The sequence below is a fragment of the Methylosinus trichosporium OB3b genome (assembly GCF_002752655.1).
Classification (GTDB): Bacteria; Pseudomonadota; Alphaproteobacteria; order Rhizobiales; family Beijerinckiaceae; genus Methylosinus; species Methylosinus trichosporium.
The window spans coordinates 251,106-269,450 of sequence record NZ_CP023737.1 but is presented as its reverse complement, the minus strand read 5'-3'; the positions used below and the strand labels follow the sequence as shown (position 1 = coordinate 269,450).

Here is an 18,345-nt window from a genome sequence, read left to right as displayed (position 1 = left end):
CGACCAAAATGCGACAATCCCCAGATCGCAGTTCGGAAAAGCTCCGTTCAACAAGGGGTAACACGGCGTTTACGATAAACGACGATCGGCGCGTGCGAGATCGACGATTCGCGTCTCCATCCGCTCGACGCCGCGATAGACGCGCGTGCCGATGCGGGCGGCGACGTGCAGGAGATCGCCGCGACCGCGCAGCAGCGCTTCTCCGATTTCATTGCCGACTGCGCGAAAGGCGACGGCGTCGAGCCGCGCCCCGTCCCCCGACTGCAGCCGCACCCGCACATGATCGGAGCCGACGACGCCGGCGTCGACGATGCGATGGTCGGGAAAGACGAACAGCGGCTCCGGATTGCCCGAGCCGAAGGGTCCCGCCCGCTCGAGCGCGCGGACGAGATCGGCGTCGGCGCCGCGGGCGGTCAGCGCGCCGTCGACCAGCAGCGCGTCGCTGGCGCGGGCGCGCTCCACCTCCTCCTCGAGCGCGTCATTCATGAAGACGCGAAAGGCGTCGATCCGCGGTGGCGCGAGCGTCACGCCGGCCGCCGCCCGATGGCCTCCGCCCTTTTCGATCACTCCTGCCTCGACCGCGCGGCGCACCGCCCGGCCGAGGTCGACGCCTGTTGAAGCTCTACCTGAACCTGAACAAGATTGCCCTTTTTGTCCAATAACAAAGGCGGGAATCTTAAACTTATCCTTTAACCTGGAAGCGACGATCCCGACGATGCCCGGATGCCAATCCGCTCCGGCCACGACGAGGCAGGAGAGCCGATTGGAGCGCATCAGCTGCCGGTCCGCCTCGGCCTCGGCCTCCTCCAGAGTCGCCCTCTCGAGCGCCTGTCGCTCGCCGTTCAGACGGTCGAGCTCGGCTGCGATCCGCGCCGCCTCGATCGGGTCGCGCAGAGTCAGCAGCCGGGCGCCCAGCGCTGCGTCGCCGATCCGCCCGCCGGCGTTTATGCGCGGGCCGAGCGCGAAGCCGAGATGCATGGGACGCGGCGGCCCGTCGACGCGCGCCGCGTCGAGCAGCGCCGCGAGGCCGACCCGGCGGCGCCCCTTCATCACCGCGAGTCCCTTGGTCACGAAAGCGCGGTTGAGACCGTGCAGCGCCGCGACGTCGGCGACCGTCGCCAGCGCCACGAGATCGAGCGCGGCGAGCAGCTCCGGCTCCGGGCGCACGCCCGTCCAGAAATCGCGAACACGCAGCTCGCGTGAGAGCGCGACGAGCGTCATGAAGGCGACCCCGGCGGCGCAGAGATGGCCGAGGCCGGACAGATCGTCGGCGCGGTTGGGATTGACGACGATCGCCTCGGGCAGCCGCTCGGGCGCCTGATGGTGGTCGATGACGATGGCGTCGAGCCCGAGGGCGCGGGCGTGGGCGAGCGCCTCATGGCTGGTCGTGCCACAGTCGAGCGTGACCAGTAAGCTCGCGCCCCGCCGCCTCAGCTCGGAGATCGCCTCGACATTGGGCCCATAGCCCTCGAGGATGCGGTCGGGGATATGGAGAAACGGCGGCGGGCAGCCGGCCGCCTGCAAAAACTCGACGAGCAGCGCGCTCGAGGCGGCGCCGTCGACGTCATAATCGCCGAAGACGGCGACCTGCTCGCCGGTCTCGACGGCGCGGGCGAGACGGTCGACCGCCGCATCCATGTCCTGGAGCAGGAGCGGATCGGGCATCAGAGCGCGCAGGCTGGGATCGAGAAAGGCCGGCGCGCTCTCCTGAGTGACGCCGCGCCCGGCGAGAACACGAGCCAGCAGATCGCCGAGGCCAAGGACCTGGGAGATGGCGATCGCCCGCCCCTCCTCCGCCGCCGCGAGGCGCGGCCGCCAGACGCGGCCGGAGAGCGAGCGCTCGACGCCCAAAAAAAACTGGCGCTCGTCGCGCAAAGCGATCGCATCCGGCATTGGCGGCTCTAAGAGACTTCGAATCGCGCCGTGACGGCGGAGGCGAGACGCTATCGGCCGGAACCGGCGAAAGCGAGTCGCCTCGAGCTGCGCCGCGCCGCCATCCACAGCTGTGGACGACGCAACGGAAAATTCCCGAGCGCGCGCGCCGGCCATGCGCTAGAAGGCGCAAGCCATGGACAGCGAAAGCAAGAGATGAGCGAAGCAGAACGAAGGCCACGGCCGCGCGCCTTCCGATTGGAAGGCGAGCAGATCGTTCCGCCCAAGAGCGCCCGCCCGCAGGAGCCCGAGCGCGCGCCGGCGACGAGCTTCATCGAGCCGCAGGCCGATATCTTCTCTCTCGAGCTCGACGAGACGCGCGACCCCGCCGAGCAGGAGAAGGCGGTCGAGGCGGCGCAGAAGAGCGGCGTGCTGAGCAGCCTGCTGTTTTCCTGGGGCGGCCTCCTCGCCTCCTCGGTTCTCGGCCTCGTCACAATGGCCGCAGGCCTCTGGCTCACCAATCTCGTCGAGGATTTGTTCGCCCATTCCGCCTTGTTCGGAACGATCGGCCTGACGCTCGCTGCGATCGCGGTCGTCGCCCTCGTCGCACTGCTCACCCGCGAGAGCTTCGCCATCCTGCGGCAGAACCGCATCGCCCAGCTGCATCTGGCGCTGGCCGAGGCGCGCAGCCGCGACGATGTGAAGGCGGCGCGAGAGCGCGTCGTCGAATTGTGCAAGCTTTATGAAGATCGTCCCGAGTCCGGCCGGGCGCGGGCGCTGGTGATCGAATTTTCCAAGGAGATCATCGACGGCAGCGATCTCGTCGATCTCGCCGAGCGCCATCTCGTGCTGCCGCTGGACGCGCTGGCGCGCCGCGAAATCGCCGACGCCTCCAAGCGCGTGTCGATCGTCACCACGATCAGCCCACGCGCGCTGCTCGATGTGCTGTTCGTCGCCGCCCAGGCGATCCGGCTGATGCGCCGCATCGCGGAAATCTACGGCGGCCGCCCGGGCCTGCTCGGGTTCTTCAAGCTCGCGCGCTCGGTCGGCGCCCATCTCGCGATCACCGGCGGCCTCGCCATCGGCGACTCGCTGCTGCAGCAGGTGGTCGGGCACGGGCTCGCCGCCAAGCTCTCCGCCAAGCTCGGCGAGGGCGTGCTCAACGGCCTGCTCACGGCGCGCGTCGGCCTCTCCGCGATGGCGGTGTGCCGGCCCATGCCCTTTTGCGCCGAGAAGCCGCCCGGCGTCGCCGATGTGGCGCCCTTCTTGTTCGGCGACAAGACCAAGGGCTGACCGCCGCCGCCATTCTTTCGTCACCTGTTCGAGAAAAGTCCGTCCGATGAAGATAACGACCTGGAACATCAATTCGGTGCGGCTACGCATTCCGCTCGTCGTCGATTTCCTCAAGCAGCACGCGCCCGACGTGCTCTGCCTGCAAGAGACGAAATGCCGCAACGCCGAATTCCCTTATGCGGATTTTCGCGCCATCGGCTATGAGCATTTCGCCATCAATGGGCAGAAGGGCTACCACGGCGTCGCCATCGTCTCGAAGCATCCGCTGGAGCTGCTCGACATCCGCGACTTCTGCGAGACCGGGGACGCGCGCCATGTCTCCGTCGGCCTACCGAACGGCGGGACCCCGATCACCATCCATAATTTCTACGTGCCGGCCGGGGGCGACGAGCCCGATGTGACGATCAATCCCAAATTCGCCCATAAGCTCGGCTTTCTGGACGAGATGAAGGAATGGGTGACGCGCGAGCGCATCACCGACGGGCGCGTCGTGCTGGTCGGCGACCTCAATATCGCGCCGCTCGAGCAGGACGTCTGGAGCCATAAGGCGCTGCTGCAGACCGTCAGCCATACGCCGGTCGAGGTGCAGAAGCTCGGCGCGGTGTTCGACGCCGGCCGTTGGATCGACGCCATGCGCCGCTTCGTGCCCGAGCAGGAGAAGCTCTACACTTGGTGGAGCTATCGCGCCTCGGATTGGACGAAATCCGACCGCGGCCGCCGTCTCGACCATGTCTGGACGAGCCAGGCGCTCTCGACCGAGCTGCTGGAAATGAATGTGCTGCGTGAGGCGCGCAGCTGGCAGCGCCCATCCGACCATGTGCCGGTGACGGTCGCGCTCGCCGTTTGAGATCGAACGGAATGGTCGATCGGGGACTTCGTTAAAAGCCGACCTGCTCCTTCAGCTCGGCGACCGAGGCGAAGCGCCTCGCGCCGCCCGCGCCGCGCAGCTCGACCGAGCCATCCGAATACATCACATAGACGGCCCCGCCGCTGGTGTAGCGATCGACCTCGATGGGCGCGCTCTCGACGACCGGCCGCAGTCGGGACACCAGGTTTTCGCGCGCTGCTGCGCCCTCTCGGGCGTCCTCCGCCACTGAACGCCGCTCGGCAATGCGGATCGAATGGTCGAGCCGCGACAGCACCGCTCCGAGCGCCAGGGTCACGAGGCCGCCCGACAGCGCGATTGCGCCAGCGATGAAAAGGCTCCAGCCGCGCTCGATCTGGATCGTGTCCCAGCCTTTCCACATCGCCATCGGCCCCCAGAGCGCGAGCGCCAGCCCGGCGGCGACCACCGACCAGCGAGAAAGAGCGAACAACCAACGCCGCATTTCGATACCCTTCCGGTCGGCCGACAACGGGCGCTCGCCTAACCGCCGAGCGCCTCCGCCCTTATTTCGCGTGAAAATTTCGGCGTGATTGTGGAGAGCGACGTCGTGGTCGATGCGGAGGCGGCGCGCCGTTCCGGCTGCGGCGCCACGCCGCATCGTAACTACCAAGTCCAATAACGACATTGAAAGGAGAGACATGTGTCTCTTCACGGATTGGCACTGGCGGCCCGCCTATAGAGGGGAGTCGACACCATGGATACGCGCTCATCGAGGCGTAGAATATTCTTGCTCGCTTTCCTGTCCGGCATAGCGACGGCAGGTTATGCTTTCGCACATGACGGCGTGAAGCTCGAGCAAGACACTTGTGTGCTGAAGGTCGGACCCGTCAAGGTTCATTTCATAGGCTATCAGAACAAGGGTGAGCCACAGGAATTCTGCGATGACATCGCCCGGACCGGGCCGACGGTCATTGCGCTGTCGGCCATGGAGCTGGACCGCCTTCCCGACTCCTATATCGTGCAGAACCAAGCTCCTGCTGCGCCCTCGGCCGCGCCTTCCGTCGATCTGCGCGAGATCGCGATCGGCGTGCGGATCGTCAAGGATGTCGGAGAAGCGACGGAATTCTACGCGCCACCCAAGATTTACCGCAACGCGACCATGACCTTCGAGCACGACTTCCGGGAGGCGGGGAAATATGCCGCGATCATCACCGTCGCCGATCGTGACGGCCAGGAATGGAGCGGGCGCTTTCCCTTCACGGTCGGCGTCTTCAGCGTGTGGAATTCGATCGAGTACATTCTCTATGCGATCGGCTTCGTCGCCCTCAGCGCCGGCCTATGGCGGATCGCTTGGCGCGGCAAGCGACCGGCCAAGCCCGAAGACCCCGTGACCATCTTCCACCAGGCCGAGTGACGGCCGCGCCCGTCTCGATCCCCTTCGAGGCGGGTTTTTCGCGTCGAGGCGGGTTGTCGTTCGGTCTTTGCATGAAATTTGTAAGACTGCGGGTGTGCGAAGTTGCTTGGAGCCCTGCCGGGTTCTAGGTAGAGGCGAGCGCCTGCTGCGCTCGCGAACCCCAGCCAGGAGCATGGATTATGAGCTTCACCCTCCCCGACCTTCCCTATGCGTATGACGCGCTGCAGCCGTATTTGTCGAAGGAATCCTTCGAGTATCATCACGACAAGCATCATGCGACCTATGTCACCAACGCCAATAATCTGGTGAAGGGCACGGAATTCGAGGGCAAGCCGATCGAGGAGGTCATCGTCGCCTCCTACGGCAAGAATGTCCCCGTCTTCAACAATGTCGCCCAGATCTACAACCACTCCGAATATTGGAAGTGGCTGAAGCCCAATGGCGGCGGCGCCCTTCCGGCCAAGGTGGAGAAGGCGATCGTCGAGTCCTTCGGCTCGGTCGACAAGTTCAAGGAAGAGTTCCAGACCCAGGGCCTCGGCCAGTTCGGCTCGGGCTGGGTGTGGCTCGAGGTCAAGGACGGCAAGCTCGCCGTTCGCAAGACGCCCAACGCCGAGAACCCGCTGGTGTTCGGCGCCAAGCCGCTGCTGGTCGCCGATGTGTGGGAGCACGCCTATTACATCGACTACCGCAACCGCCGCGCCGACTTCCTCAAGGCCTTCCTCGAGCATCTCGTGAACTGGGAATATGTCGAGGAGTGTTACGAGGCGGCGACGAAGTGACGATCGCCGCATCTGAATGAGACCCATACGGCGGCGGCGCAGCGCGTCGCCGCCGTGAAAAACAATCAGCTTCGGTTATAGAGCTTCGCCGGCGCGAATTCCTCATTCTCGTGCGTCAGCTCGAGAAGCGCCTCGAGGTCGTTCGTGGGGTCGTGATCCGGCTCGTCCAGCGGCTTCAGCAGCTCCACGATCTCGAATGAGAAGGCGTCGGCGCCGAGGCGGTTCCAATCCTCCTGCAACGCCCTGTTGCGATGCGACCCGAACCGCAGCTCGGTCATGTGCCGATTGAGCCGCGCCTCGATATCGCGTCCGCATTCGAGCAGCGAGCGGCCCGATTGCTTGTTCAAAACCCGGTAGACGCCCATTTTCTTGGGCGTTTCCTTATAGGCTCGCTTCAGCTCGCTCTTGCGATCCATCTCGCGCGCTCCAATCGATCGTCGGAATGAGGTCGGCTCGGCGTTCAATGTCCGCCCGTGAAATAACGCACCGCCGCAATGATGACGCCCGTCGCGCCGACCGTCAGCCCGCCGAGCTTCACCGTCATGCGCAGCTCGAGCTCGCGCAGATCGGCCTCGGTCGCGAGCTCTTGGCTCGTCGCTTCCGCGAAGGCTTCCGCCGCCGCCTTGGCCTGCTCATGGGTGAAGCCGCCCGCCTCGAGCTTCTCGACGAATTTCAGCGTGTCGAATGCGACGCTCACCGTTCAGCTCCTCGGACCGTCGTATAGACTGCCTCATGTCCACGGTCGAGGCAAGCAAAGGCCTCGGACGTCAATGTCCGCCCGTGAAATAGCGCATCGCCGCGATGAGGACGCCGGTCGCGCCAATGGTCAGCCCGCCGAGCTTCACCGTCATACGCAATTCCAGTTCTCGCATTTCAGCGCGGACAGCCGAAATGTCCGAGCGGATGACCAACAAGTCGGATTTAGTCGCAAGCTCTTGACTCGTCGCTTCCGCGAAGGCCTCCGCCGCCGCCTTGGCCTGCGCATGGGTGAAGCCGCCCGCCTCGAGCTTCTCGACGAATTTCAGCGTGTCGAAGGCGACGCTCACCGGTTCGGCTCCTCGGGCGTTGAGACGTCCCTATAGGATAGCGTCGATCACGCTGATTTGCGAGACGGCGGTCACGCGAGCGAGGCTGTCATTGCGAGCGTAGCGAAACGGTCAAAGCCATGGGGCGGCTCCTGGATTGCTTCGCTGCGCTCGCAATGACGGTGGCTCGGCGTCTAAAGGAACTCCGACGCCGCTGCTGTCGTTTCAGCTCAGGCTGGCGCAGAACCTCTGGATCTTCCCGCAGGCGTCCTCGAGCGTCGCATTGGACGCCGCATAGGACACTCGGAAATTCGGTCCCGTGCCGAAGGCCGAGCCCTGCACCACGGCGACGCCCTCCGCCTCGAGCAGCGCGGTGACGAAATCGACGTCGCTCTCGAGCACCTTGCCCTCCGGCGTCTTGCGGCCGATCGCCTCCTTGCAGGAGGGGAAGACATAGAAGGCGCCCTCCGGCGAGGGGCATTGCAGATATTTGGCCTGGCCCAGCATGGAGACGACGAGGTCGCGCCGCTCCTGGAACGCCTTGCGGAAGGTCGCGAGATGATCCTGCGGGCCTTCGAGCGCCGCCACCGCCGCCCATTGCGCGATCGAGCAGGCGCCGGAAGTCTGCTGACCCTGCAGCATGTCCATCGCCTTGATCAGCGGCGCCGGTCCCGCGGCGAAGCCGATGCGCCAGCCGGTCATCGCATAGGCCTTGGAGACGCCGTTCATCGTCAGCGTGCGCTCGAACAGATTCGGCTCCACCTGCGCCACAGTGGCGAATTTGAAATCGCCATAGACGAGATGCTCATAGATGTCGTCGGTGAGGATATGCACCTGCGGATGGCGCAGCAGCACATCGGTCACCTTCTTCAACTCGTCGTGCGTGTAGGCGGCGCCGGACGGGTTGGACGGAGAGTTCAGCACCAGCCATTTCGTGCGCGGCGTGATGGCGCGCTCGAGATCCTCGGGCTGCAGCTTGAAGCCGTGCTCCATCGTCGTATCGACGAACACATTGGTTCCGCCGCAGATCGCCACCATCTCCGGATAGCTCACCCAATAGGGCGCCGGCACGATCACCTCGTCGCCGGGGTTGATCGTCGCCAGAAAGGCGTTGAACAGAATGTGCTTGCCGCCCGTGGCCACGATGATGTCGGAGGCCTTGTAGTCGAGTCCGTTCTCGCGCTTGAACTTCTTGGCCGCGGCCTCGCGCAGCTGCGGAATGCCGAGCACCGGCGTGTAGCGCGTCTCGCCGCGGCGGATCGCCTCGACCGCCGCGTCGCAGATATGCGTCGGCGTGTCGAAATCCGGCTCACCGACCGAGAGCGAGATCACCTCCCTGCCCTGCGCTTTCAAATCCCGCGCCTTCTGCGTCACGGCGATCGTGGCGGAAGGTTTCACACGGGACAAAGCGTCGGCGATGAAGGCCATCGGCGGGGCTCCTCTTTACGAGCGGTTCGGGATGCGGCGAGCGAAGTGTGCGCTGCACAATCAGCGTCTCGAACATAGACGCCGCGGGCGCGCCATTCAATCGAAATTCACCACGCGACCCGCGACCGCGCGTCGCGACCGCGCTGAATTTCCGGTTTCTACACCCATGCGCCCTAGCTTTTGCCAGTGGCGCCGCTTCGGGTCGGAGCCGATCGGAGAGACGCGAATGTGGCGGAGCCTGCGCAGCGGCGACTGGCTGGACGAGCGGCGCCTCGCCGTCTATCCGGCGATGCTTCTCGCGCTCACGGTCATCGCGGTCGTCGCGACGCTGGCCTTCGCCCAGGGCCGGTTCGATGCGAACGGCCATCCGCTCGGAACCGATTTCTCGCAGGTCTGGGTCGCCGGCCTCGAAGTTCTGCGCGGACAGCCGGAGGCGCCATTCGATCTCTCCCGCCATATCGCCGCGCAGCGCGCCGAATTCGGCGCGACGACCGACATATTCGGTTGGCATTATCCGCCCCTCTTCCTCGCGCCGGCGGCGGCGCTCGCCGCTCTGCCCTATCTGCAGGCGCTGGCGCTATGGCAGGCCGCCACGCTTCTGCTCTATCTCCTCGCCGTGCTCGCGATCCTGCATCGCACGGAGATCCCGCCGTGGCGCGTGGCGATCGCGGCGCTCGCCTTTCCGGCAGTTCTGGTCAATCTCGGCCATGGCCAGAACGGCTTTCTCACCGCCGGCCTGCTCGGCTTCGGCTTTCTGCAGCTTCGCCCGCGACCGATGCTCGCCGGGTTCTGCTTCGGCCTGCTCGCCTATAAGCCGCAATTCGCGTTGGCGCTGCCGATCGCTCTCGTCTGCGGCGGCCATTGGCGATCGATCGCCGCCGCGAGCGCCACGACGGCGCTGATGGTCGCCGCCAGCGCGGCGGTCTTCGGCGTCGACACTTGGATCGCGTTCATCCACAGCCTCGCGACGGCGCGCTCCATCGTGCTCGAGCAGGGCGGAGTGGGCTTTGCGAAAGGACAGAGCGTCTTTTCGGCCGTGCGTCTTCTCGGCGGCGACGTCGCTCTCGCCTATGCCGCGCAATCCGCGACCACGCTGTTCGTTCTCGGCGCGCTCGCGCTGCTATGGCGCTCATCGGCGGACGTGCGCGCCAAAGCCGCCGCGACCATTGTCGCGAGCCTGCTCGCGACGCCCTATTGCTTCGACTATGATTTGGCGGCGCTCGCGCCTGCTCTTGCCCTAGTGACGGCGCGAGGCATCGAGCGCGGCTTCGGCCCATTCGTGAAAACCACGCTCGCTGCAGCGTTCGTGCTGCCGCTCGTCGCGCGTCCGCTCGCCAGCGTCGCCGATCTGCCGCTCGGCGCGGCGACGCTCGCCGCGCTCTTCATCGTCATTTCATGCGATGCGTTGCGTCCGGACGGAGAAGAGAATGGCTCGAATGTGATCTTTCGCGCATTTCGCCTTGCCGAATTCACGAAAAAATCACGATTGACCTGCGTCGCCGATGCAACTTTCTCCGTCACATCGCCGTTATCGCTATGTCGGGTGGTCGTGCGGCGGATCGATCGCTCGGCGCGCGCAATCGCAGCGGTCGGGGGCCGCGCGAAGCGCGAAGATTGGTGAGAGCGTCCGAAGAGGAAGCGTCATGTCGTTAGTGGACAAGTTCGAAGATCGGCTCGAGCCCGCCTTCACCCGCAGCTTCGATCCCGAGTCGGCGAGACGCCAGTTCCGCGTGTCGCTGCTGCTCGTCGCCGCCATGGCGCTCGCCGCCTTCGTTCTCGGCTTTGCTCTGCCGCTCAACGCGCCGCGCACGACGCCGCCGGCGCCGGCCTCGCTGTCGGACATGGACAGCGGCTTTTCCGGCCGGCTCGTCACCTTCGACTCCGAGCGCTAGAGCGCTTTCCGATCGAACGGAATCGTTCGATCGATCAGAGAAAGAACTCCAGCGCTTATGAAGGGACGGCCCGTCGCGAGACGAGCCGTCCGCCTCCGATCGGCTATTTCTTCGAGGCGTCGGTCGCCGCATCCATGTGATCATGATCGTGATGATCGTGGTGATGCGCTCCCGCCGGCGCGGCCTTGTATCCGTCGGGATGATCCTTCTCCCACCGCGCCAGCGCGTCGGCGTCATGGGCGTGCAGAGCGTCGGGCGCGTCGACCGCCGCGTCGACGGTGACCTCGCCGGCCTTCTCGAACACCAGAACCAGCTCCATTCCCCAACCGACCGGATTGATCTTCTTCACGTCGCCGAGGACGGCATGGCCGCTCTCGGGCGACAACGTCGTCGTCTGGCCGGGCGGAACGGCAATGCCGCCGGCCGCGACCGCATGCGTGGCGTCGGCGTGCAGCGTGACCGTGCCGACATTCGGCGATTTGACGGCGATGAGCTTGTCCGCCGTATCGCCCTTGTTATGGATGAAGGCGTAGAAATAAGCCGTGGTCTCGCCATCCTTGGGCGCGCGCACCCAGGGGTGCTCGATGGTGAGCTTCCCGAGATCGTATTCATGCGCCGTCGTCATCGTCGCCGGGATCAGCGCGCCGAGCGCCGCTCCGCCCAACAGAAGGCCCGCAGCCAGTAGATCACGCCGCTTGATGATCATGTGCATTCTCCCTCGAAAGGCCGACTGTCTCGTCGGTCCGTTCAGTCTCGCGTCGCATTTCTCGACGGGAGGCCTGCAAGCCTCCTCCGCCGCATCGCGACCATGCGGCGAATGACGCGCGCTCTCGCTCGCTCCGCTCAATGCTGATGCGGCGAGACATAGACGACCGGCTCCTTCGCGGTCAGCGCGATCTGCGCTTTCAGCGATGAGAGATTGCCATCGTCGGCGCCGAAGTGGCGGAAACGGGCGCGCACATAGCCCGAGCGGTCGATCAGGAAATGCCCTTCCGGGATCTCGTTCACGACCGGCTCGTCCAAATAATGATTGATGATCGAATAGGTGAGCTCCACCGCGTCGGGATGGCTCGTGAGATAGGCGCGCGGATCGGCGGGACATTCGCCGAAATACACTGTGACATGATGCGCTCCCATCGCCGCCGTCGTCTCCGCGGCCGCCGTCAGGCTCGCGGTCTTTTCCGCGAAGGCGGGATCATCCGCCTTGCAGCGCGCGAAGGAGACGAGCGTCGGCACGCCGCGCAGCTTCTCGACGTCGACGATCTCGTCCTTCGGATCGTCAATGGCGAAATTGGGGGCCACCAGCCATTGAATGACGCCCTTAGGGCCGAGGAAGCGCGATTGGTTCGAGTTCGACAGAACGGTGAGATAGTTGATGAGATCCCAGCGCTCGTCCTCGCTGGTGACGTCGGCGAAGGGCGGCATGACGCCGCTCTGCCCACCATAAGTCAGCCAATGGAAGATATCGCCCAGCGTATGCGTCGCCACATGCGGCGCCGTGAGATCCGCCGGCGGCACCGCAAGCGCCTTGGCCATGGGGCCGTTGGCCTCGCCCGTGACGCCGTGGCAAGGGATGCAATTGGCCTGATAGGTCTCGAAACCGCGCTTGACCGACGCCGCGACATAGGGGATCGGCGGATCGGTGTAGGTTTCCGGATAGGCCTGCACCGACACCGAGACGAGGCCGCAGAGCAGCGCGGCGGCGCCGCCGACCGGCGTCGCGAGGCGCCGCCACTGACGCAGTTGCGGAACGAACCAAGCGAGCGCGGCGAGCGCCGCGAAAGCGAGGGCGGCGACGCCCCAGTTCCATGTCGGATCGAGCCAGGGAATGACCTTGAGGCCCCAGGTGCCGGCATAAGTGAAACGGAATGGCAATGGCCAGTAGACGTTGTTTTCATGCGCCGCCGGCGTGATCGTCGCGATCCAGCCGGCCAGGAACAGCAACGCCACCGCGCAGCCGGCTTCAAATCCGCCGATCTTCGCATACCAGGCGAGATCGAAGCGCTTCTTGCTGTGCGGCAGCGTGAGATAGCGCGCGAGCGAAAGAGCGAGCAGCAAAGCCCCGCAGAGGAGCAGCAGCTTCAGGCTGAGCAGCCGACCATAGGGCGTCGCCAGCATGAAGCCGAAGAGGCCGACGGTCTCCCAGGCGATGACGAGGCCGCTGATCAGCACGACGAGCATCGCGCCCTTGGCGACGAGCGACCAGCGTTCGGCGATGCGCCAGGCGACTTCCGGCGGCTTGTCGCGGCCGGTCAGCATCCAATAGACGAGGCCGAGCAGGCCGCCGATCCAGGTGAGGCCGGCGAGCGTGTGGAAGGGGAAGCTCAGCTGCGTGTAGATCGGCAGGCTGTCATCGACCGCATGACCAGTGACCGAGACGACGGCGAGCACCAGCAGACCGAGGCCGAGCGAGGCGCGGTCCAGCCAGAGATTGGAAATGCGCAGGCGCAACAGAGCCGCCGCGGCGAAAATCGCTGCGAGAATCTGAGTGGCGACCCAGGCTCGGCCGATCACCGTTCCGGTGACGAACTGGCTGAGCGTCGGCCAATCGAGCGGACGCTGCGCGGGAATGATGTTGCGCGCCGTCGCGATGATGAGGCCGAAGCCGAACAGCAGGCGCAGGACCGCCGCGGCGGCGATCTGCTTGTTGAACCGCTTGCCGTCCTCCTCGATCAGGCGCGGCAGCAGCAAAAGACCGACGGCGATAGCGGAGAGCAGGCTCTCGACGAAGCGAAGCGTCGCCAATTCCATGGGTTTCGACTTCCATTGCGCTCGCGAACGCGGCGCGGCGCCCCGCCGTCGGCGCCGCCCGTTGTTCATGGCTCGGGAGCTCGCGCTGGAACGTTTTCCGATCGAAAGAAATCGTTCGATCGATCAGAATTCGCTCGAGCGAAAGAATGCTGGAGCGTCGTCCGATCCAATCGGACCGGATGACGTTCTAGTGAGGATCGACTGTGAATTCGTATTTGCCCTCGACGATATGGCCATCGGACGAGAGAACACGAAATTTCACGACATAGCTCCCGACCGCGAGTTCGGGTGCGTCCAGCGTCAGCTCGCGCGGCTTGTCCGCCTGTCCCTTCGCCCCTTCGACGACGAGCTTGCCAGTCGAGTCGAGGATCGAGATCGAGGAATAGGCGGGCTCGACGCCGCCGCCGAACCGCAGCTTCACGAGCTTCGGCGAAGCGGCGACATGGTCTTTCGCCGACGGCGACGCATCGACGAGAAAGGAATGCGCGAACGCGGTCGCGGCGCTGAGGCAAATCGCCGCCGCGAGGCCGGCGCCAAATATCAGCTTCATTCTTCGGCTCCTCCCATTCTCATCGCGCTCTGCTCTTGCGATGCGCGTTATGTTTTGATCTGGATATCCGCGAGCTGCGTTCAAGACGACTTCACCGCGTCGGCTTCGGTGGTCTTGGTCTTGGTCTTGGGATGGCTGTGGCGCCAATAGGCGGCGACCATCAGCGCGATCAGCACGACGCCGAGCGCCTGCGGCACGAACGCCCACAAGGTCTGGCCGACCATGAATTTGTACAGCTGGGTCTCTTTCTGCCCGTTCGGCCGGGTGAGCGTGACAAAGCCGATGAAATGGCCCTTCTCGGTGAATGTGTGCTCGAAATTGAACGTGCCGGTCCGATAGAGCTTCGGCGGAAGATGGATGATGGTGAGCGGCTCGAGATCGGCGTCGGCGGAGATCGGCACGAGCGGATCGCGGATGATTCGGACCTCGATCGGATAATCGCGGAACTCGGGATTGGCGATGTCGAAGGTGAAGATAATGCTGCCGACCACCGGAATATGGTCGCAATATTGGTCACGAGCGCCATTAGCCTCATAGGCGGTGATGTGGATCATGTCATAGCCGAACATGACCATGCACATATTGTCCATGACCATCGCTTCCGGACCGTCGCCCCCGGCCATGGCGGGGGTCGCGCTCGCCAGAGCGAAGCACAGCGCGAGCGCCGAGAAACATGATTTCATAGCCCGAACGAACATCGCTTTCCTTCCTCTAGACGATGCGGCTTCTCGCTCGGAGCGGGCGCCGCAGTATTTCCGTCACACGCCTCGCATCGGCGACAATCCGCGAAACATCGGCGGCCTGCGAGGACTGCGCGCATCGTTTCATAGTGCAAAAACGATACGAAATGAAATCGCTGGAGCGCTGTCCGATCCAATTGGATTGGATGACGCCCACGCTTTCTGTCGCTCGAGCGAATTTCTGATCGATCGAACGACGCCGTTCGACTGGAGAGCGCCCGAGCCGCCGCTGACGGGCAAAACAGCGAGAGGAACGGAGCTTCCTTCGGCGCAATAGAAATTCTATGCGCCTTCGGGCGCGGACGCGACCTTCCGAGCTGCGTCCAAACGCCGCATTCTATCGCATTGCGATATAAACGTGATCTTTCGCATTTCCATGACTGCCGCAACGAAAACCGGCCGGACCTTTCGGTCCGGCCGGCTTTTGTTCGGTATGATTTCGAAGTCGATCAGGGCATGTCGCCGGCGACGAACTTCGGAATGACCGGGCCGCCGATTTCGGTGGCGTAGCGCTTGCCCGACGGGCTGAAGAACATCAGCAGGCCGCCGATCTGGCTGTCCGTGTCATAGGCGAGGTCCGAGAGACGCTCGATGTCCCAACGGGCGTCCTGCACCTTGACTTCGATCGTCTTCGTCTCGCCGGGGGCGAGCGGGGTCGGATCGGTCGACAGGCCACGGTCGGCCAGCAGATAGTCCGGGAACTCCGGCTTGGTCGTGAACACGTCGGGGTTCAGGAAGCGCAGACCCGCCGCCGTATACTCGCCGAGCTTCAGCGGCTCGTCGGTCTTGTTCGTCACCTTCACTTGGATCGTCAGCTCACGGCCCGGCACCTTGTAGACGCCGCCCTTGAGCTCGGCCGTCACCACATGCGGACCAACGCCGGCGGTGCCTTCCTCGATGATCGGCGTCAGCGGCTTCTGCAAGCCGGCCTGCAGCGGGATCGTGCGCGGGAAGGTGCTGTTCGTCACCGCATAGCCGATGATCGTCGCCAGGATCGTCACCGCGAGAACGATCGCGCCCACGCGACGGTCGTCATCGCCGATCTGCTCCTCGTCCTTGCCTTCGCTGATGCGAAGATAAGAAGCGATGATGCCCTTCTTGAAGAACCAGTAGAGGATCCAGGCCGCGGCCGCGATCATCCACGGGAAATGCCAGGCATAGATGCGATCGATGCCATAGGTCTCGAGGTCCACGGTCGTGCCGTCGAGCAGCGTGACCGGATCCTTGAAGTCGGCCATGTCGCCCTTGATCTCGATCCACTGGCCGGGTCCGATGATCGGACCGCCGCCTTCGACGTTGATCTGAGCATGGACGTGCCAGCGCCCGGCGCGGCGAGCCTTCAGATCGATCGAGAACGCATAGTCCTTGCCGACCTCGAGCGACACCGAGCGCGGAGCGAACTGCTCGCCGATGAACTGCGCCGTGCGAACCAGAACCGGGCCGGGCTCGCCGGCGTTCAGGAACGACGACTTCGGATTGGCGACCGCCTGCGGCCACGCCGAGAAGACGTGAACCTTGCCCGACAGAACCATCGACTCGTTGACGTTCAGCGAGGTCTTCGACCACTTCACGTCATACCAGTTCAGCGTGCGCATGCGCAGAAACGCCTGCTGCGACTTCTCGCCGTGCGCTTCCGCCGGGGCCACCGAGGCCGCCGTCGCCGCGACCGCAGCCGCAACGCTCAGGCCGAGGAGCTTTCCGACCCGTCCGGTCGCCAGCTCGGCCATTCTCTCCAGAGCTTTCATGTGAATCTACCTCCCAGTTTTCTCTTCGAGCCCGCCCTGTCCGCATCGCGGAGCGCCAGGCGGCCTCACTCGTCTTCTCCGGAGCGGCCCCTTCGCGGCGATCTCATCGCCGATCCGGGAACCGCTCCTCGTCTTTTCCGAGGAACCAAAGAGAAGCTAATTGCTCTCTTCGATCAGATCTTCTGGATCACCTTGGTGGTCGAATACCACTTACCGACGAACCACCACAGGAAGTAGACCATCATCGACACGAAGCCCGAGAAGAACGCGGCCACCGGAACGACGTCCTTACCGAAGGTGCGCAGCGTGCCGCGCTCGACCATGCGGATATATTCCGGCATCGACGTGCGGACGAAGTGGAAGCCGACCAGATCCGCGAGGGACATCAGCTGACCATGCTGCTCCGTCGCCTGATGCAGAGCCGCGATCGCCGGCCAGTTGTTCGGGTAGAACAGAAGGCCCCAGCCCAGCGAGCCCACAACCGCCGTGATCACATAGGAGCCCGACAGCAGCATGATGATGTCCAGCCACAGCGCCGGAACCACCAGAGCGGACGGGAACACCAGGCTGATCGGGAAATAGGTCCAGCCCCAGAAGTTGCAGTAGCGGTTGATCCACTCGCCGATCAGCAGGCCGAGGACCGCGAAGGTCGCGCCGAACGGCAGCTTGAAGTTCTCCCAGAAGAACGCCTGCGCCGCAGCGGCGAAGGTCACGCCCAGGATCGGAACCACGGTCGGCCACATACGACGGTCTTTCCAGTCGACCCAGAAGTCCCAGTCGCCCGCCGTCAGCATGAAGTGAATGTGGTAGCCGCCCAGCACCGCCAGAAACAGCAGCGTCAGAAGCATCCAATCGGTGGTCTTGACGCATCCCGCCGCTTCCGCGACCGAATGGAAAGGCCCGATTGCCCCCCCGCTCTTCGATGTAGACATCACTCTTCTCCTTGGTGTCGGTCCGCCCGGCGGTTCCCGCCGCAGCCGTCGACCAGTCCCCGACTCTTCTCGCGCCGGGTTGTCTTTCGTGCCTCCCGCTCCCCTCTCTCCCGAACCCCGCCCGAGCCGGCCCCGCGTTGCGCGGCCGTTCGGACGAAGGTCCCGTTCAGGAGACTATCGGATTGCGAGATGTCCGTGCGGACCGCCCGGCCCCTTAAAAAAAGTCGGGCGGTCCAATTCATCTTCAGCCGACCAGGGCCGCGACGCAGTCCTTGCCGATGAGGCGCTTGACGCCCATCAGGATCTGCAGAACGACGCCGAACACGCCGAGCGCCATCCAGCCGAAGAACACGAAGCCCCAATGCAGCGGAGCGACGAACAGCTCTTCCATGAACCAGAAGGTGTGGCCCCACTCGTTCAGGCCGACGTTCGGGATGATCATGAACGGGCCGATGGCGACGATCAGGAACGCCAGCGAGAAGCCATGAGCAAAATACGGAATGCGGGTCTTCGCATAGAAGAACGCGCCCACCGCCATGATCGAGTAGATCGGGTAGCTCATGTAGAACTCGATGATGTGCGACGGCGTGAAGTCCGTGTCGCGAATCACCGTCATGTGCCAGGTGCCGTCCTGCTCCGTGAAGAAGCTCGCGCCCCAGTAAATGGCGACGGCGTAGACCACCAGCCACTCGACCAGGACCACGTGACGGCGCAGCTCCTCGCGCGGAGCGACCGCGTCGACGTTGCGGTCACGGGTCTTCCACAGCCAGCCGGCGAGCGCGAGGCCCGAAACCAGCTCCAGCGGAATCTCGGTCCAAAGGATCGACAGCCAATACGTCTGGAACTCCGGAGCGAACGAGTCGAGGCCCGCGCGCCAGCCGTAGATCTGCTCGTAAATGCGGACGATCAGATAGAAGATGTTCAGGCCGGCGACACCGACCCACATGCCACGCAGATCAACGATCGCGTCCGAGCCGGCGGCTGCGCCGGCTGTTGTCTCTGTTGTTACGCTCATCTCAATCCTCCTAAGTGCTCCCAGGGATTTCGAGGCGGCTCCTCGCGCTCCCCCCTCCCTGCGGGCGAACGCCTTCGTCTTGC

At 64.6% G+C, this 18,345-nt stretch carries 19 protein-coding genes; 6 read left to right on the top strand and 13 right to left on the bottom strand.

Annotated elements, in window-relative coordinates; genetic code table 11:
* Positions 1-69: 69 nt before the first annotated feature.
* On the bottom strand, positions 70-1,893 hold the full coding sequence (recJ, locus tag CQW49_RS01310; RefSeq protein ID WP_003610826.1) for a single-stranded-DNA-specific exonuclease RecJ: 1,824 nt from the start codon (positions 1,891-1,893) through the stop codon (positions 70-72).
* Between the two features lie 195 nt (positions 1,894-2,088).
* On the opposite strand from recJ, the gene CQW49_RS01305 reads away from it, so the two are divergent.
* Both CQW49_RS01305 and CQW49_RS01300 read left to right on the top strand, forming a co-directional pair.
* Complete coding sequence (locus CQW49_RS01305; protein WP_003610827.1) at positions 2,089-3,165, top strand: YcjF family protein; 1,077 nt, start codon at positions 2,089-2,091, stop codon at positions 3,163-3,165.
* A 46-nt stretch (positions 3,166-3,211) separates the two neighbouring features.
* The gene (locus CQW49_RS01300; RefSeq protein WP_003610828.1) at positions 3,212-4,012 is read left to right on the top strand and encodes an exodeoxyribonuclease III; all 801 of its coding nucleotides are present in this window, start codon (positions 3,212-3,214) and stop codon (positions 4,010-4,012) included.
* A gap of 31 nt (positions 4,013-4,043) precedes the next feature.
* Here the strand turns inward: CQW49_RS01300 and CQW49_RS01295 are convergent, their stop codons facing one another.
* Positions 4,044-4,691 carry a hypothetical protein gene (locus tag CQW49_RS01295; protein ID WP_244593394.1) on the bottom strand — a complete coding sequence of 216 codons (648 nt, stop codon included), beginning with the start codon at positions 4,689-4,691 and terminating at the stop codon, positions 4,044-4,046.
* 87 nt (positions 4,692-4,778) lie between these two features.
* Here CQW49_RS01295 and CQW49_RS01290 point away from each other — a divergent pair, with 87 nt between their 5' ends.
* Together CQW49_RS01290 and CQW49_RS01285 are read left to right on the top strand one after the other, a co-directional pair.
* Positions 4,779-5,405, top strand: a complete 627-nt coding sequence (locus tag CQW49_RS01290; RefSeq protein ID WP_024749380.1) for a hypothetical protein — start codon at positions 4,779-4,781, stop codon at positions 5,403-5,405.
* Positions 5,406-5,584: 179 nt separating this feature from the next.
* A complete protein-coding gene (locus CQW49_RS01285; protein ID WP_003610835.1) occupies positions 5,585-6,184 on the top strand; it encodes a superoxide dismutase in 600 nt (199 codons plus the stop codon).
* Between the two features lie 65 nt (positions 6,185-6,249).
* On the opposite strand, the gene CQW49_RS01280 is transcribed toward CQW49_RS01285, so the two are convergent.
* The 4 genes from CQW49_RS01280 to CQW49_RS01265 all read right to left on the bottom strand — a co-directional run bounded on the left by CQW49_RS01280 (position 6,250) and on the right by CQW49_RS01265 (position 8,637).
* The gene (locus tag CQW49_RS01280; RefSeq protein WP_003610836.1) at positions 6,250-6,600 is read right to left on the bottom strand and encodes a GIY-YIG nuclease family protein; all 351 of its coding nucleotides are present in this window, start codon (positions 6,598-6,600) and stop codon (positions 6,250-6,252) included.
* 44 nt (positions 6,601-6,644) lie between these two features.
* The gene (locus CQW49_RS01275) at positions 6,645-6,881 is read right to left on the bottom strand and encodes a DUF1640 domain-containing protein (RefSeq protein WP_003610837.1); all 237 of its coding nucleotides are present in this window, start codon (positions 6,879-6,881) and stop codon (positions 6,645-6,647) included.
* A 70-nt stretch (positions 6,882-6,951) separates the two neighbouring features.
* The gene (locus CQW49_RS01270) at positions 6,952-7,230 is read right to left on the bottom strand and encodes a CCDC90 family protein (RefSeq protein WP_003610838.1); all 279 of its coding nucleotides are present in this window, start codon (positions 7,228-7,230) and stop codon (positions 6,952-6,954) included.
* A gap of 204 nt (positions 7,231-7,434) precedes the next feature.
* Positions 7,435-8,637 carry a pyridoxal phosphate-dependent aminotransferase gene (locus tag CQW49_RS01265; RefSeq protein WP_003610839.1) on the bottom strand — a complete coding sequence of 401 codons (1,203 nt, stop codon included), beginning with the start codon at positions 8,635-8,637 and terminating at the stop codon, positions 7,435-7,437.
* Positions 8,638-8,863: 226 nt separating this feature from the next.
* Between CQW49_RS01265 and CQW49_RS01260 the strand changes: the two genes are divergently transcribed.
* Together CQW49_RS01260 and CQW49_RS01255 are read left to right on the top strand one after the other, a co-directional pair.
* Positions 8,864-10,258, top strand: coding sequence for a glycosyltransferase family 87 protein (locus CQW49_RS01260; RefSeq protein WP_003610840.1), 1,395 nt, complete (start codon positions 8,864-8,866; stop codon positions 10,256-10,258).
* Between the two features lie 22 nt (positions 10,259-10,280).
* On the top strand, positions 10,281-10,529 hold the full coding sequence (locus CQW49_RS01255; RefSeq protein ID WP_003610841.1) for a hypothetical protein: 249 nt from the start codon (positions 10,281-10,283) through the stop codon (positions 10,527-10,529).
* Between the two features lie 103 nt (positions 10,530-10,632).
* Here CQW49_RS01255 and CQW49_RS01250 read toward each other — a convergent pair whose 3' ends face one another.
* The 7 genes from CQW49_RS01250 to amoC all read right to left on the bottom strand — a co-directional run bounded on the left by CQW49_RS01250 (position 10,633) and on the right by amoC (position 18,262).
* On the bottom strand, positions 10,633-11,235 hold the full coding sequence (locus tag CQW49_RS01250) for a copper chaperone PCu(A)C (protein ID WP_003610842.1): 603 nt from the start codon (positions 11,233-11,235) through the stop codon (positions 10,633-10,635).
* 137 nt (positions 11,236-11,372) lie between these two features.
* Positions 11,373-13,280 carry a c-type cytochrome gene (locus CQW49_RS01245; RefSeq protein ID WP_003610844.1) on the bottom strand — a complete coding sequence of 636 codons (1,908 nt, stop codon included), beginning with the start codon at positions 13,278-13,280 and terminating at the stop codon, positions 11,373-11,375.
* A gap of 187 nt (positions 13,281-13,467) precedes the next feature.
* Positions 13,468-13,830, bottom strand: a complete 363-nt coding sequence (locus tag CQW49_RS01240) for a copper resistance CopC family protein (RefSeq protein WP_003610846.1) — start codon at positions 13,828-13,830, stop codon at positions 13,468-13,470.
* Positions 13,831-13,910: 80 nt separating this feature from the next.
* Entirely contained in the window at positions 13,911-14,528 is a 618-nt protein-coding gene (locus tag CQW49_RS01235; protein WP_003610847.1) for a hypothetical protein, read from the bottom strand.
* Positions 14,529-15,019: 491 nt separating this feature from the next.
* Positions 15,020-16,315, bottom strand: a complete 1,296-nt coding sequence (gene amoB / locus CQW49_RS01230) for a bacterial ammonia monooxygenase, subunit AmoB (RefSeq protein ID WP_003616003.1) — start codon at positions 16,313-16,315, stop codon at positions 15,020-15,022.
* 173 nt (positions 16,316-16,488) lie between these two features.
* Positions 16,489-17,247 carry a bacterial ammonia monooxygenase, subunit AmoA gene (amoA, locus tag CQW49_RS01225; protein ID WP_003616006.1) on the bottom strand — a complete coding sequence of 253 codons (759 nt, stop codon included), beginning with the start codon at positions 17,245-17,247 and terminating at the stop codon, positions 16,489-16,491.
* A gap of 244 nt (positions 17,248-17,491) precedes the next feature.
* On the bottom strand, positions 17,492-18,262 hold the full coding sequence (amoC, locus tag CQW49_RS01220; RefSeq protein ID WP_003616009.1) for a bacterial ammonia monooxygenase, subunit AmoC: 771 nt from the start codon (positions 18,260-18,262) through the stop codon (positions 17,492-17,494).
* Between the last annotated feature and the right edge of the window lie 83 nt (positions 18,263-18,345).